This is a genomic window from Thermodesulfobacteriota bacterium, from assembly GCA_035325995.1.
Classification (GTDB): domain Bacteria; phylum Desulfobacterota_D; class UBA1144; order Nemesobacterales; family UBA2774; genus JADLGH01.
On record DAOKYU010000001.1, the window covers coordinates 449,008 to 463,441 of the forward strand.

Consider the following 14,434-nt stretch of genomic DNA (forward strand, 5'->3'; position numbering starts at 1 on the left):
AAACAAGATTTAAAGCAGAGACAGTGGGATACAGAGCGGGGGAAATACTGGAACGGGGTGAAAGAGCGGTGGTCGAGGGGGTCTTCGAGCACGCGGTTTATTTGAAGGGCGAAGGAGATACACTCGTGAAGCTTGTTACCGAAAAGGATTACATCGGCCCCGCCTCTATAGCTGTTTTCAGCGACGCGCATACGGATTTCAAATCTGCCGGTATAGGAGAGGGAGATGTGATAACCGCCTCGGGGGAAGCGCTTCGCACCGCCGCGGACGGCTTCACGGTAGACCTGTCCGAAGCCAGGATATGGAACGCGCCGCCGGCGCCCGAGGGGCGGCTCGGCCTCGAGGAGATGAACCTCAACATGAGGGTGCTCCGCGACGTTATATATACACATCCCTCGCGCGAGGGGCTCGTGCCTCTTCTGGAAAGCGTCGAGCTCAGGGGGCCTATGGAGGTGTTCCTAAAGGAGCAGAAGCCGTCCGTATCCGAAAGGGCGCGGCCATATATAGAAAGGCTCATGTGGTGCCTCTTTTCCGGCGACTTGAACGGCGCGGCGGAAAACGCGGGGCTGATACTCGGGCTCGGCCCGGGGCTTACGCCTTCGTGCGACGATTTTCTCGCGGGGCTCGTCTTCGGACTCAAACGGGGCATAGGTCTCCTGCTGAACGAGAAGGACCGCGCTCTCCCCGGGTTCGTAGATAAGTTCTCCGAAGAAATAATAAAAAGGGCCAAGGATAAAACCACCATATACAGCGTAAGCTACCTGGCCGAGGCCGCACGCGGCGAAGCCCCGGCCCCGGCGTGGGAGCTCGTTTACGCGATAGTCTCGAAGAACCCGGACGAGGTCGCGGCCGTGTCCAGGACGCTCGTGAAAATGGGCGAGACGTCGGGCTCGGATACCGCCGTCGGCATATATTACGGCATGAGGTTCCTGATTTCGCGCATCGAGCTGGAGGAGCTCAATGAAACGGTTTAGGATTGCGCTGCTCACGTATTCGACGAAGCCCAGGGGGGGCGTCACACACACGATAAACCTGGCCGAAAGCCTCGCGCGTCTCGGCCACGACGTGCACGTATACGCCCTTTCGACGGGGAAGGGCTTTCCGTCCGAGGTGGCGTTCCCGCATACGCTGATACAGTGTCCCGTCAAGGAATACCGGGGCATCGACGACAAGATTACGGACTACATCGATACGTATACCTCCTACCTCGCGGCGGGGGGCCTCGATTACGACATACTCCACGCCGAGGACTGCATATCCGCGAACGCGCTCCTTAACCTTCGCGAGAAAGGGCTCATCGACAGTTACGTGAGGACCGTGCATCACGTGGACGACTTTACGTCCACGTGTCTCATCGAATGTCAGGACAAGAGTCTCCGGGAGCCCGATTACCTGATCGCCGTGAGCGAGCACTGGAAACGGGAGCTCGAGGCGAAATATTCGCTCGATTCGGTAGTCATAAATAACGGCGTCGATTACGGAACCTACAGCTCCGCTCGCGGCGGGGATAAAGAGGCCGCAAAGAAGGAATTCGGGGCCGGGGGGGCAAAGGTGATGCTGAGCATCGGCGGCATCGAGCCCCGGAAGAACACGATAACCGTGCTCCACGCGTACAATGCCGCAAGGGCCTATTTGAAAACACAGGGCGAGAGGCTCGTATGGCTTATAGGCGGCGGCGAGACGCTCTTCGATTACAGGGCCTACAGGCACGAGTTTTTCTCGGAGCTCTCGCGGCTCGGGCTCGGGGAAAATTCGGACGTGATAGTGCTCGGAAGCGTGCCGGCGGGGAAGATGCCGCTCCTTTATGCTTCGGCCGACGTGTTCGCGTTTCCGTCGGTGAAGGAGGGCTGGGGGCTCGTGCTCCTGGAGGCTATGTCGGGGGGCGTGCCGGTCGTGTCGTCGAACATTCCGCCGATGACGGAATTCCTCACAAACGGAGAGAACGCCGTCCTCGTCGATCCCGCGGACTACAAGGGGCTCGCGCGCGGCATACTCGAAATTGTGGAGGACCCGGAGCTGGCGGCGCGCCTTGCGGCGAAGGGCGACGAGACGGCGCGGTTTTACAGCTGGGAGAGCGCGGCGCGGAGGCACGCGGAGCTTTACGGCTCGATACTGGAGGAGAGGAGTGGAAAAAATATAAAACGGGCGGGAAGCCATGCTTGAGGTGGAAGCGGTCTGGAAAAAGAAGTACCGGGTGGAAGTGACGGCGCGGCAGTTCGAAGTCCCGGTGGACGAGCCCCCGCAGTACAGCGGCGACGACACGGGCATGATGCCGACCGAGCTGTTCCTGGCGTCGATTGCGTCGTGCTTCTGCATGGCGCTCGTTTACGCAGCCAGGAACAGGAAAATCAGCGTCGGCGACATGATAGTCAGGGCTTTCGGCCATACGGATCCGAAAAACTTCACCTTCAGGCGTATAGTCGTGAGGGTTATAAGCACCCTTTCCGAGGCCGACCTCGAAACCATCGTACCGCTCGCGAAAAGATACTGCTTCGTCAGTAACGCGGTAACGCAGTCCTGCCCGATAGATTACGAAACCGCGCGGCCGGGTGAATAAGGACGCAATAGAAATGAAAACGGGAGAGGTATTTTAGTGCTGAAATTCATTATAAAGAAGAATTACTTCCAGGACGCACTCAGGCTCATGCGCATATCGAAGAGCATGTCCGGAAGGGAAGGCGTCAACAAGGCGGTCGCCGTGATGGCGACGGACAAGGCCAAGTACGCGCTCAGGGACGCGGGCCTCGTGACGGACGATATAAACGCGGCCTCGGGCTCGGACCTCGTGATGGTCGTCGAGGCCGACTCCGAAGACGCGGCCGACGCGGCGCTCTCGGAGATGGAAACGGCCGTCACCGCGTCTTCTTCGAAAACCGGGAAAGGGAGCGATATTCTCGGGCAGGAAATGCGCGTCATAAATATAGGGCTCGACATATTCAAGGAGGCCCTCGACGCGCAGGGCGTGAAGACGATACAGGTCGATTGGGAAGTCCCGGCGAAGGGCGACGAAAAGGTCCTCGAAATACTCAAGAAAATGTACTGATACTGAAAAAGGATAAAGAATGAGCATAAGAAATCCCGACAGGTTGAGAGAAGTCCTTTCCGATCCGAAGCGCCTCGCCCGCGCGTTCAGCAGGCATACGTACGGCATGCTGGCGTGGGTGGACCTCTTCGGAGGGAAGCTGAAATCGATAAAAGACCTCGACACGAAGCTCGTCGCCGCCCGCATAATCGCGGACAACGCCCGGCATGCGAAGCTCTTTTCGGACAGGGCCCGCGAGCTCGGTGAGACGCCCGAGACCTATGCGCCGCCGGCAATAGGGCAGAGGATATACGACATACTCGAAGGTTACGACGACACGTTCGACGACATGGCTTACGCGTGGGGGTCGCTGATTCACTTTTCGGCGCTCCTGGACGTGTACGAAAGCGCGGCGGACCCGGAGAGTAAAAAGATAGTGGAAGAGGTGCACGTGGACGTGAGAGAGCATCTCGCTTACCTCGAAAAATATTTCGCCGAGAACGCCAAAACGCCGGAGCTCAAAAAACGGGCCGAAGAGGTGAAGAAGGTCGCCGACGAAATCTACGCCGACAGGGAAGACGAGGAGATAAAATGGTATGTCTCGTAAAAGCATACCGTCCTTCGAGGAGCTCAGGCGGCCCCTCGGCTGGAGCGATCCGAAGAAATATCTCTATCTCGCCGCCGGGTTTTTCCTGAGGACCGTCGGACGCCTCTCGGACGGTATAGATACCGGGTTCCGGCACGGGTTCGATTCGGGGATGATAATGAATTACATATACGAAAACGTTCCGCGCGGAAAATCGTTCGTCGGCAGGGCGCTCGACGCCGCCTTCCTGGATCAGACGACGTGCAAGGCCTTCCGCGCCGTAAAGCAGATACAGATAGAGGCGATATCCGGTTTTATAAACGAGAGGGCCGGGCGGGAAACGTTCATCGTCGACCTCGCCTCGGGGAAGGCCGATTATATATTCGACGTCCTCGGGGATACGGGCGCGAACGTGAAAGTCCTCCTCCGCGACATAAGCGAAAAAGCCCTTGCCGAAAGCCGCGAGACAGCGCTCGGCCTCGGCCTCGGGGGCAGTGTCAGCTTCGAAGTGGGAGACGCCCTCGACACGGAAAGCCTCCGCCGCATTCCCCGGCGTCCGGGCCTCGCTATAGAGGCCGGCCTCTACGGCATAATACACGACGACGGGCTCGTGAAAAAACACCTCGCCGACCTCCGCGAGATAGTCGCTCCCGAGGCGCTCCTCTTTAACGTGCAGACGTATAACGAGCAGATCGAGCTCATAGCGCGGACGCTCGTAAACCAGGACGGGGAGCCCTGCGTCTGGCACCTTCGCGACAAGGACCTCGTCATAGGCTGGGCCGAGGAGGCCGGGTTCAGGGACCCCGTCGTAAGGATGGACCCTTACGGCATTTACGCCGTGGTCCTCGTGAGGAATTAGTTTCGGTTATCACTATGACAACGAAGAGGAATTCATGAAAAAGGAAAGGTTTGTGCTCGGATGGGCGGGCGGCGAAGACGAATCGCCTCTCGTGGGGAAGGTTTTGTCGGACAGGGTGCGGTCGGTAATCGACAGCCATCACGGCATGTGGAATTACATGACCTACAGGGACGCTATAGGCATACTCGGCCTCGACCCGGTTGAAGTATACAGGGAAGGGCGCATCGATCTCGACCAGGAGGAGTGGGCCGACTTCGGGTGGATGACGTGCTACGCTGGGCCGCCGGAAAGCGCGGTCAAGGCGATGCGTGAGCGTACGGTGGCGGAGAATATAAACCCTTACTCGCCCGACCTCATCACGCCTCTCAGGAACGCGTGCGCCGAGATGAAATTCGGGCGTGAGCGTAGCGCAGATTTCGAGGTGATAGGCACCGAGGGCAGCCAGGCGGCCATATCGTACGCTCTCCAGACAGTGCTCAACCCGGGGGACGAGGTGATAATCACGGACCCCGGCTACTTTCATTTCGAATCCTCGATACTCATGGCGGGGGGACGCCCCGTGAGAATCCCGCTCGGGAAGGGGAACGGCTACAGGCTCGATCCCTCGGAAGTCGAGTCCCGCATCACGCCCCGGACGAAAGTGATAATAGTATGCGATCCGCTGAATCCCTTCGGGACGGTCCAGACAAAGGACGAGCTTATCGCTATTACGGAGCTCGCCGCGGGCCGCGGGATAATCGTCGTCAACGACATTACGCACGACACGCAGCGGATAGACCCCGAGGCCCGGCACCATCCGATGACGTCGCTTTACAAGGACACGAACACGGACAACGTCCTCTGCACGTTCAGCCTTTCGCACGGCTACGGCATGGCCGGCGTGAGGATAGGGTTTCTCGCCGGGAACACCGAGCTCGTGCGCGCCTGCCTCATAACCAAGACCTCGCTCACGCGGCTCAACACGAACCTCGTCGCGCAGTACGGCGCGCTGGCCGCGCTCGAAGACCGCGCGTACGTTCAAAGGTCGCAGGAGATAATCAGGCGGAATTTCGCCCTCGTTAAGGAAATAGTCACCGCGACGGACGGCGTATCCATTCCCGTCGAGCCCCGGTACGGCTTTTCGATGGTTATAGACGTATCCGGGACGGGCGTTACGGCGCAGGAGCTTACGGTATCGCTCTTCAAGCGTCGGGTGGCCGTTTACCCGGGAGACGGGCTCGGCGACGTAGGGGCCGAAAGGTTCGTCAGGCTCAATATCTCGCGGCCGGACCTCCGGGCGTTCACGAAGCTCCGCGAAGCACTTCCGGAGGCTATAGCCGAGGCAAAGAGCGGCGCTTACAGGGAGGCGCTCATCGACTTCTTCTCCCGGAGGAAGACGGCCCGCGCGAAAACCATACTCGAACGGATAAAGGGCGGGTCATGAGCCTCAGGACCGGCATTCTCGATCTCATAGGCGACACGCCGCTCGTGAGGCTGAACAGTGTCGCGGAGGGGCTCGAAAGCGAGATATACGCGAAGCTCGAGTTCTATAACCCGAGCGGGAGCGTTAAGGACAGGGTTGCGAGGTATATAGTCGAGGACGCCGAGCGAAGGGGCGCGCTCAAGCCGGGCGATACGATAGTCGAGGCGACGTCGGGGAACATGGGCGTCGCGCTTGCGCTCGTCGGCGCCGTGAAGGGATACAAGTGCGTATTCACGCTCCCCGAATCCATAAGCACCGAAAAAATCCAGGCGTTAAAGCTCTACGGAGCCGAAGTCGTCCTCACCCCGAGGGGCCTTCCGCCGTCGGACGAAAGGAGCTGTTACAAGGTAGCCCACAGGATCGCGCGCGAGCGCGGGGCGTTTTACGTGAACCAGTACTTCAACAAGCTGAACCCCGAAGCACATTATAAAACTACCGGACCCGAGATATGGCGCGACACCGGCGGCGAAGTGGACGCAGTCCTCTGCGGGATGGGGACGGGCGGCACGATAACCGGCATCGGGACGTACCTCAAGGAGATGAAGCGGGGCGTCAGGATAATCGGCGTCGAGCCGGTCGGGTCCGTTTTTAAGGGCTATAGCCGCGACGGGGTCGTGGGCGAGGCCTCGGCCTTCGACATAGAGGGCATAGGGAAGAACTTCATACCGAGCGTGGTCGATTTTAGCTGCATAGACGACGTGCTCCAGGTGGGTGAGGGGGACGCGCGGAGGATGGTGCACGAGCTCGTAAGGCGCGAGGGCCTGCTCGTCGGGGAATCGGGCGGCGCCGTGGTAGCGGCGGCGCTGGCCTATGCGGCCGGGACGAAGGGCCGGGAGCGCATAGTGGCCGTCTTGCCCGACACGGGGCTCAAATACCTTTCGAGGTATACCGGGGAGTCGTGACCGCGGTATCCTGTAAACCGATATGAAGAAAGTCCCGGTATATGATGCGGACGCACTCGTAGAAGAATACGGCTCGCCGCTCTTCGTCGCCTCCGCCGAAGCGATAACCGCCAACCTCGAAGCCCTGAGACGTGAATTCTCGTCGCGCTATCCCAGGTTAGCGGTCTCCTATTCGTACAAGGTGGGCTCCATACCGGGAATACTCGAAGTCGTGCACAGGGACGGCACGTGGGCGGAAGTCGCATCGGGGTTCGAGTACGAGCTCGCGCGGAGGCTCGGCGTCCCCGGAACCTCCATCGTATTCAACGGCCCCTACAAGACGAGGGAAGAGCTCGAAAGGGCTCTCGACGAAGGTGCGCTCGTGAACGTCGATAACCGGGACGAGCTCGAAACGCTGAAGCACATCGCAGCGGCGAGGGGTGGCGGGATTGCCGCCGGTATAAGGGTAAGCACGGACGTCGGCATAAACCAGCTCCCCGACAGGTTCGGCTTTAACTTCGAATCCGGGGAGGCCGAGAAAGCCGCCCTTGAATGCGCGGCCGCCGGTATAAGGGTCGCCGGGCTTCACATACACCTGACGAGCTATATCATAAGGCCCGGGGGAGAGGAGGGCTCTCCCGCGCGCGACATAGAGCTCATATGGCCTAAAAATCCCGACGCCTACAGAAGGGCGGCGGAGAATCTCGCGCGCCTGGCGAAAGACCTCGAATCGCGTCACGGCATAAAGATAGAATACATAGACATGGGCGGGGGATTCCCGTCCGTGGGCGCGCTCGGGCCGTACGTCGATGCCGTTACAGCGCCGCTCCTGGCAGGGTTCGAGGATAGCGAGCCGCCGCTTCTTATCCTGGAGCCCGGCCGCGCCGTAGTCGGCGACGCCGTCGATCTAATAGCGACGGTAGTTTCGTCGAAGGACCTTTCAGGCGGCGGGCGAGCCGTCGTTATAGACGCCGGTGTGAACCTCCTTCCGACGTCTTTCTGGCGGCACCAGACGGTGGAGCTCCCGGGAAATCCGGAAGGCGAGCCGAAAGAGACGATAGTTTACGGGCCGCTCTGTCTCCAGACGGACATCGTAACGAGGGCGGCCCTTCCACCGCTCGCTCCGGGCGACAGGATCGTAATCAGGAACGTCGGGGCCTACAACATCCCGCAGTCGGGAACGTTCATATTCCCGCGCCCGCCGATTATTCTCCTCGACAACGGCGCGGCGCGCGTCGTAAGGGAGCGGGAGACGGTCGAGAGCGCATTCTTCAAGTAGTTTTATCCTTAATATCTTCTTAATAATTCCTGTCTATAATAGTGCCGAGGATTTATAATTATCCGCAGGAGGATATCGTGATGAGCTCAGATTCGGGTGCAAAGCAGCTTATGGGTTATTCCTTTCTCGTCGTATTCGCAAACGACGGCACTGTAAGCGAGGAAGAGCTTAAAATGCTCGAAAGGATCGCGCTCGAGGACAAGGTCGTGGACGAGGACGAGAAGCGCATCCTAAAAACTATATTCTCCCGGGCCGAAAAGACGCCGCTTTCTACAGAAGTCAGCGAAGACATAAAGAAGTTCAGGCAGAAATACAGCATCTAGGCACGCCACGCGTGCTGGAAACCGGCATAGCATGGGAAGGGTGGGATTCTCTCTCCGTGCGTCCGCTGCAATGAATCTCCCGACATGCTCCTTCGAAAACTGCGGGCCACGCCCGTTGGAATCCGAAGTAGCGGCATATTGCCGTTAGCACCCGCCGCGCTTCAGGAGATCACGGCACCTCCCGCGCTGCGCCGAAAAAGACACTACGTATCCGGGCCACACCTGCAGGAGACCGGCGTAGCTTGGACAAGGATATATTCGTTCTTCGCCGCCCGTAACTTTACTCTTTCGTTTTCCTCTCCCCTTCAAAGGTACTATAATTCACGATAGTAATGCCGGGCAGGAGACAGGATGAATCCCTCCAGAAAACAAGAGAGCTTGAGGGAAAAGCTCCGAAAGATAATTTTCGAATCGAACACGCGTGCCGGGAGGCTGTTCGACGAAGTTCTCATCGTCTGCATTTTCGCGAGCGTGATCGCCGTGATGCTGGACAGCGTGAGCTCGATCGCGGCCAGGTACGGCCGCCTGCTTTACGTCCTCGAATGGGTCTTCACGATAATCTTCACGATCGAATATATACTGCGCCTCGTTACGGTGAGCCGTCCGCTGAAATACGGGACGAGCTTTTTCGGCGTCGTGGACCTTCTGACCGTCATACCCACCTATCTCGACATTCTCTTTCCCGGAGCGCGCTTTCTCCTCGTCATCAGGATACTCCGCGTCCTAAGGATATTCAGGGTGCTCAAGCTCACGAGATATGTCGGCGAGGCCGAGTTCATAGTCACCGCGCTCAGGGCCAGCGTCCAGAAAATAACCGTATTCCTCTTCGCAATACTCACGATAGTCGTCATACTCGGCTCGATGATGTATATAGTCGAAGGCACCGAGCACGGGTTCCACAACATCCCCCTGAGCGTTTACTGGGCGATAGTCACGCTGACTACCGTGGGATACGGTGACATGTCGCCGCAAACCCCTGTCGGTCAGGCCATTTCTGTCGTGATAATGATAGTCGGCTACAGCATAATCGCCGTTCCGACGGGGATCGTCGGGGTCGAGTTCTCGAGGGCCTTCGGGAAACATGCAGCCGCCATGACGGCGAAGGCGTGTCCGGGCTGCGGGAGGGAAGGGCACGAGAGCGACGCGTCTTACTGTAAATACTGCGGGGAGAAGCTTTAGGTTTTCTCACCCCTGTACCCAAGCCGGTTATTTTTGATACTCTGCGTACAGTGAATTGTATATTTATTATTCATCATTGCAGCTCGTAGCATTCGGTCTAAATCGGCTGTAAAATGGATATGTGAGTCAGGACGGCGGGTTATGTGGCTCAAGGTGAGTCTTGCCGGTTCTGGCACGCCGTTTGCACTCCTTTTCAACATCACCCTGAACATGGTGCGGGGGATTGTTGTAATATCAAAAATCGGACGGGGTAATCCGGAATAGTGCCCGGGTGATACAAGGATATTCAGGCTCGTGCGGGATAGATATAAATTTGCTCACGTACGTGCGGTAATATAGAATTATCCCGGCAGGGACATCAATCCGGTAATTTCATACCAGGTCGAATAAAGTAACGGAGGTAACGGGATAGTTATGGAAGTTAAGGTAAAGAAGAAGTCTATGCGGGAGATCAAGGAAGGGCTTCCCAGGGTCGTAAGGGAGGAGCTCGACGAATACGAGGGGAAGGTAGAAGATTACCTGGCGGGCCTTGTCGGAGAAATTAAATTCCAGAAATACCGCCTCCAGCTCGGCACCTATGCCCAGCGCCAGGCGGGCGTCCAGATGCAGCGCATAAAGATACCGTTCGGCGGCTTGAGCTCCGATCAGTTCAGGCGCCTCGCGGACGTAGCGGATAAATACGCCGGAGGCTTCATACACCTCACCACCCGCCAGGACGTGCAGCTTTACTTCGTAACTATCAGAAACGTGCCGAACCTGATGCGCGAGCTCGCCGACGTCGGCATAACGACGCGCGAAGCCTGTGGCAATACGGTCAGGAACGTCACCGCGTGCCACCAGGCGGGCGTTTCCCCGACCTCTACGTTCGACGTAACGCCGTACGCCGAGGCCTTTAAAAACTTCATGCTTAGAAACCCGATCTGCCAGAACATGGGCAGGAAGTTCAAGGTCTGCTTCGAGAGCTGCCAGGACATCGACCACGCCGGCGTCAGGATACACGACCTCGGCTTCAGGGCCCGCGTGAGGGAGGCGGACGGGAAGCCGGAGCGCGGCTTTCAGGTTTACGTGGGCGGCGGGCTCGGAGGAGCGCCGCAGCTGGGCGAGCTCTGGACGGACTTCATGCCCGTAGAGGAGATGCTGCCGCTCTCGGCTGCAGTGATACGCGTTTTCGACAGGTACGGCGAGCGCAAGATCAGGATGAAGGCCCGAATGAAGTTCCTCATAAGGTCCCTCGGATGGGACGAGTTCAGGAGGAGGGTCGAGGAGGAAAGGAAGATCCTGGAGGTCGATCCTTCGTGGAACGACTTCCTTAAAGACATACCGGAAAATGAAACCCCTCCGTCTTATGACCCGGAGCTGATTCCGCGGGCGCCCGAGGGGATAGAGAACGATCCGCAGTATATAAAATGGAAGAATTCGAACGTGCTTCCGCACGCTTTGCCCGACTACGCCATGGTGAACATACGCATACACCTGGGCGATATACTCAGCGACAAGGCCAGAATAGTCGCGGACCTGGCCGACGTGTTCTCGGCCTCGGAAGTCAGGGTGACCATACTCCAGAACCTTATTTTAAGGTGGGTGCCGAAGAGCGCGCTCCCGGCGCTCTACGCGGCGCTAAGGGACGCGGACCTTGCCGAAACCGGCGCCGACACGTTCAAGGATGTCGTCGCGTGCCCGGGCGCGGATACGTGCCGTCTCGGCATAACCTCCGCCAAGGGGCTCGCCGGGGAGCTTACGAGCCGGATGGCTAACGGTCTCGGGGAATACAAGGAGCTCACGAAAGACCTCAGGATCAAGATATCGGGCTGCCCCAACTCCTGCGCCCAGCACGTCGTCGCGAGCATAGGATTCCAGGGGGCGTCGCTGAGCAAGGACGGGAGGAACGTCCCGGCGGAACAGGTGTTCGTCGGCGGCGGGCTTTACGGCGACGAGACGCGTCTTGCGACTTCGATAATAAAGGTTCCGACGCGGAACGCGCCGAAGGTCGTCAAGCACCTCATAGAGCTTTACAGGGACGAAAAGAACGGCGACGAGCATTTCGACGTCGTCATGGAAAGGCTCGGGCGCGACAGGATAAAGGACGAGATAACGCAGTTCACGGACATACCGGCATTCGAGGACGACCCGACCTTTTACGAGGACTGGGGGCACGAGAACAAGAAGTTCGAGCTCTTAAAGGGTATAAAGGGCGAGTGCGCCGGCGCGACGGTCGAGGAGAGGGTCCCCGAATTCGCCGCGGCGCAGAAGCGCTTGCAGCAGGCGGAGGCCTTCCTGGCGCACGGCGAATACGCCGCTTCGATAAGGGAATCTTATCACTCTTGCTCCGACAGCGCGCACGTTCCGCTGTATACGAAGCTCGTCGATCCGTTTACGACGGAGCAGACGATGTGGGAGTTCGAGAATATACTGGTCAGGACAGGCGAAGCCGACCAAAAATGGCTCGATGTAGCGAGCAGCCTTAAGGACCTCGCCGGGCAGGAGCCGACGGAGGAGCTGGCAAATAAAATGCTCGGCATCGCGAAGGAAATATACGCCGAGTGCGAAAGGGTTCAGGCTAACCTCACGAATACGACCAAAAACTAACCGGAATAGAATTTTTAAGCTGCCCGGCCCACGGCCTTTCCTCGAAAATGCCGGTCCGGGCATTTTTTATTTATACTCTATTTATCATCGAGCCATCATACAGGGACAGGCTGCCCGCGGAGGAGAAACCGTATGTACGTTCCCGGAACGAAATTCAAAGTCGTGTTACCGATAAAGCTCGGAGGAGAGGAATATGCCCCGGGCCTGATGGGGGAGATCGAGGGGAGCGTAACGAAGATGGTCGGCGCGGCCTACCTCGTGAAGTTCGAAGACGGCCGGAGGGCCGAAATTCACATGGTAATCATCAATAACCAGACTGAAATTATAAAGGAATAATCCAACGCGCATGGAGCGCCGCGGCCGTCAGTTGACGCTGCTCGCGACGCCGGCGCTTCTTCCCTTCGACTGAAGGAGCGCGTTCTGAAGCACCTGGTCAAGCCCGTAAATGTCCTTGTGGAAGTTCACGGTTCCGTCGTCGTCGGCCCACGCCGTGAAGTAAAGTATGTAGACGGGAAGAGGGGCCGCGAGGTGGAGGGTCCTCGTCCTTCCGGAATTTATCGCTTTTTCTATGGCGTCGTGGCTCCATTCGGGATCGGGCGCCATCACGAACTCGGCGAGCTCGTAGGGCCTTTCCACCCTGATGCAGCCGTGACTGAAATTCCTCTGGGCGCGCTTGAAGTAGCCCCTGTTCGGCGTGTCATGCAGATAAACGGAGTGCTTGTTCGGGAAGAGGAATTTTATCCTGCCGAGCGGGTTTGCCGGGCCGGGGTTCTGCCTGAGCCTGTAGTTCCCGGAGAGCACCTTCGATATGTACTCTTCCCTGGCCGATGCGACTTCCGTCTCGTCGGCCCCCTCTTCCGGCTCGTGGTACTTGAGTCCCACGGCCTGGATGTTCTTCCTCTTCATGTAATCGGGGTCGGCCTTGATGTTGGGCGCTATGTCGTCCCTGAATATGCTCGTAGGTATATTCCAGTAGGGGTTGAGCTCGATGTGGGTCATCTGCTCGCTGAATATGGGCGTGTTCCAGTCGGGCTTCCCGACGACTATCCTCATGTCGAGGGTGTCGCGGTTGTTCTCGACGCCGTAGAGATGGAAATTGGCTATGTTGACGAGCACGAATTTCGTCCCGAGGCTCTGGGGAAGGAGACGCCATCTCTCCATGGTTAGCTCTATCTGCTTCACCCTTACGCCGGCCGGCACGTTTAGCGCCTCGAACGTCGAGTCGCCGACGACGCCGTCTACGTACAGGCCGTTCCTTTCCTGGTATTTCCTTACGGCCTGGTCGAGGGCCTGGTCGAAGACGTCGTTCGACAGGTCGGCCTGGTCGAGCTCGCCGGTGACGGCGAGCCTTTGCTTGAGAGCCGTGACCCTAGGCCCGCGGGCGCCTTTCTGGAATTTCGGCCCCGGTGGTATAGGGCGCCACCCGCCCGCGGCTTCGAGCTGCCTGTATTTTTCGAGCGCGGTTTTAAGCTGTCCGTAAACGGGATATTCAGGCAGGAGACCGTTCAGCGATTCCTCCACGGTGCCTTCCGTAGCGGCTTTGACCATTACGTCCCCGAGGTCGATCCGCCTTTCGCCGAATATGAGCTCGAGGTCGATCTGCTCGGGCGTGACCTGGCCGTAATAAAGATCGTTCGCGTAGGTAAGGAAGGAGTTCGAAAACTGGACGTCGAGCTCGGCGAGGTCCGCGGTGTCGGCCTTGCCGTCCGACGATTTAACCTTTTCGAGGACGGCTTCCAGTTGCGTGAGGCCGTAGTCTTCGGGGTCGAGCCCTTCGTAGTAGCCGGCCTTTACCGCTTCTATCAGCTCTTCGGCCTGGCGGGGGTTGCCGTTCTCGTCTATCCATATCGCTTCGTATGCGCGTTTCTGGTAAAAAGCGGGGAGGGCGGGGCTCAGTCTCATGTTCCTGCCGCTTACGGTTATGCTGCGGGCGGCCGCAGAGCTCGTGACCTTCTGATTTATCGCGTTGGTGAGATAATTCCTGTCGTGCGGTGCGGGTGTGGCGACAGCCGCGTCCTGGAGGTCTTCGGTAGCGGTTTTCTGGCCGGAAGGAGCGCACGCCAGAAACACCCCGTTTATCGAGAGCGCGAATACCAGTACAAAGATCCCTTTTCCGGTTATATTCCGAAATTTCCCCATCTTTTTATCCTTTAAAAATGACTGCCTGTAAAAAATCACACCACTTGTATAAAGTGATTTTATAACCCCGTAAAATTAATATTAGCTGATATTTACGCCGCTGTGAATAAAATTTGCG

The 14,434-nt window shown here is 58.2% G+C and carries 14 protein-coding genes; 13 read left to right on the forward strand and 1 reads right to left on the reverse strand.

The features are described from left to right. The first annotated feature begins 23 nt into the window (after positions 1 to 23). The 13 genes from PKC29_02080 (at position 24) to PKC29_02140 (ending at position 12,513) form a co-directional block, all read left to right on the forward strand. Positions 24 to 974 (forward strand): DUF2877 domain-containing protein, encoded by a 951-nt coding sequence (locus tag PKC29_02080; protein HML94197.1) that lies wholly within the window; start codon positions 24 to 26, stop codon positions 972 to 974. Continuing rightward, positions 961 to 2,163, forward strand: a complete 1,203-nt coding sequence (locus tag PKC29_02085; GenBank protein ID HML94198.1) for an MSMEG_0565 family glycosyltransferase — start codon at positions 961 to 963, stop codon at positions 2,161 to 2,163. The genes PKC29_02080 and PKC29_02085 overlap by 14 nt, the downstream gene beginning before the upstream one ends. Then, on the forward strand, positions 2,156 to 2,557 hold the full coding sequence (locus PKC29_02090) for an OsmC family protein (protein ID HML94199.1): 402 nt from the start codon (positions 2,156 to 2,158) through the stop codon (positions 2,555 to 2,557). Before PKC29_02085 ends, PKC29_02090 begins: the two co-directional genes overlap by 8 nt. Positions 2,558 to 2,593: 36 nt before the next feature. Then, entirely contained in the window at positions 2,594 to 3,043 is a 450-nt protein-coding gene (locus tag PKC29_02095; GenBank protein ID HML94200.1) for a hypothetical protein, read from the forward strand. Between the two features lie 19 nt (positions 3,044 to 3,062). Continuing rightward, a complete protein-coding gene (locus PKC29_02100; GenBank protein ID HML94201.1) occupies positions 3,063 to 3,629 on the forward strand; it encodes a ferritin-like domain-containing protein in 567 nt (188 codons plus the stop codon). Then, positions 3,619 to 4,467 carry a class I SAM-dependent methyltransferase family protein gene (locus tag PKC29_02105; GenBank protein ID HML94202.1) on the forward strand — a complete coding sequence of 283 codons (849 nt, stop codon included), beginning with the start codon at positions 3,619 to 3,621 and terminating at the stop codon, positions 4,465 to 4,467. Before PKC29_02100 ends, PKC29_02105 begins: the two co-directional genes overlap by 11 nt. 34 nt (positions 4,468 to 4,501) lie before the next feature. Beyond that, entirely contained in the window at positions 4,502 to 5,890 is a 1,389-nt protein-coding gene (locus tag PKC29_02110) for a pyridoxal phosphate-dependent aminotransferase (GenBank protein ID HML94203.1), read from the forward strand. Next, positions 5,887 to 6,831, forward strand: coding sequence for a cysteine synthase family protein (locus tag PKC29_02115; protein HML94204.1), 945 nt, complete (start codon positions 5,887 to 5,889; stop codon positions 6,829 to 6,831). The genes PKC29_02110 and PKC29_02115 overlap by 4 nt, the downstream gene beginning before the upstream one ends. 22 nt (positions 6,832 to 6,853) lie before the next feature. Beyond that, the gene (locus tag PKC29_02120; GenBank protein HML94205.1) at positions 6,854 to 8,089 is read left to right on the forward strand and encodes an alanine racemase; all 1,236 of its coding nucleotides are present in this window, start codon (positions 6,854 to 6,856) and stop codon (positions 8,087 to 8,089) included. Positions 8,090 to 8,169: 80 nt separating this feature from the next. Then, on the forward strand, positions 8,170 to 8,412 hold the full coding sequence (locus PKC29_02125) for a hypothetical protein (protein HML94206.1): 243 nt from the start codon (positions 8,170 to 8,172) through the stop codon (positions 8,410 to 8,412). Between the two features lie 351 nt (positions 8,413 to 8,763). After that, positions 8,764 to 9,591: an ion transporter gene (locus PKC29_02130; protein ID HML94207.1), complete on the forward strand. Its 828-nt coding sequence runs from the start codon at positions 8,764 to 8,766 to the stop codon at positions 9,589 to 9,591. 414 nt (positions 9,592 to 10,005) lie between these two features. Next, positions 10,006 to 12,177, forward strand: a complete 2,172-nt coding sequence (locus PKC29_02135; protein HML94208.1) for a nitrite/sulfite reductase — start codon at positions 10,006 to 10,008, stop codon at positions 12,175 to 12,177. A gap of 132 nt (positions 12,178 to 12,309) precedes the next feature. Beyond that, positions 12,310 to 12,513: a hypothetical protein gene (locus tag PKC29_02140; GenBank protein ID HML94209.1), complete on the forward strand. Its 204-nt coding sequence runs from the start codon at positions 12,310 to 12,312 to the stop codon at positions 12,511 to 12,513. Positions 12,514 to 12,540: 27 nt separating this feature from the next. Here PKC29_02140 and PKC29_02145 read toward each other — a convergent pair whose 3' ends face one another. Continuing rightward, positions 12,541 to 14,316, reverse strand: coding sequence for a L,D-transpeptidase family protein (locus PKC29_02145; GenBank protein ID HML94210.1), 1,776 nt, complete (start codon positions 14,314 to 14,316; stop codon positions 12,541 to 12,543). Positions 14,317 to 14,434 lie beyond the last annotated feature (118 nt).

Bases quoted from the DNA above. Each gene is read 5' to 3' on its own strand.
- PKC29_02085 (HML94198.1), top strand. From the start codon at position 961: ATGAAACGGTTTAGGATTGCGCTGCTCACGTATTCGACGAAGCCCAGG.
- PKC29_02090 (HML94199.1), top strand. From the start codon at position 2,156: ATGCTTGAGGTGGAAGCGGTCTGGAAAAAGAAGTACCGGGTGGAAGTG.
- PKC29_02100 (HML94201.1), top strand. From the start codon at position 3,063: ATGAGCATAAGAAATCCCGACAGGTTGAGAGAAGTCCTTTCCGATCCG.
- PKC29_02105 (HML94202.1), top strand. From the start codon at position 3,619: ATGTCTCGTAAAAGCATACCGTCCTTCGAGGAGCTCAGGCGGCCCCTC.
- PKC29_02110 (HML94203.1), top strand. From the start codon at position 4,502: ATGAAAAAGGAAAGGTTTGTGCTCGGATGGGCGGGCGGCGAAGACGAA.
- PKC29_02115 (HML94204.1), top strand. From the start codon at position 5,887: ATGAGCCTCAGGACCGGCATTCTCGATCTCATAGGCGACACGCCGCTC.
- PKC29_02120 (HML94205.1), top strand. From the start codon at position 6,854: ATGAAGAAAGTCCCGGTATATGATGCGGACGCACTCGTAGAAGAATAC.
- PKC29_02125 (HML94206.1), top strand. From the start codon at position 8,170: ATGAGCTCAGATTCGGGTGCAAAGCAGCTTATGGGTTATTCCTTTCTC.
- PKC29_02130 (HML94207.1), top strand. From the start codon at position 8,764: ATGAATCCCTCCAGAAAACAAGAGAGCTTGAGGGAAAAGCTCCGAAAG.
- PKC29_02135 (HML94208.1), top strand. From the start codon at position 10,006: ATGGAAGTTAAGGTAAAGAAGAAGTCTATGCGGGAGATCAAGGAAGGG.
- PKC29_02140 (HML94209.1), top strand. From the start codon at position 12,310: ATGTACGTTCCCGGAACGAAATTCAAAGTCGTGTTACCGATAAAGCTC.
- PKC29_02145 (HML94210.1), bottom strand. From the start codon at position 14,316: ATGGGGAAATTTCGGAATATAACCGGAAAAGGGATCTTTGTACTGGTA.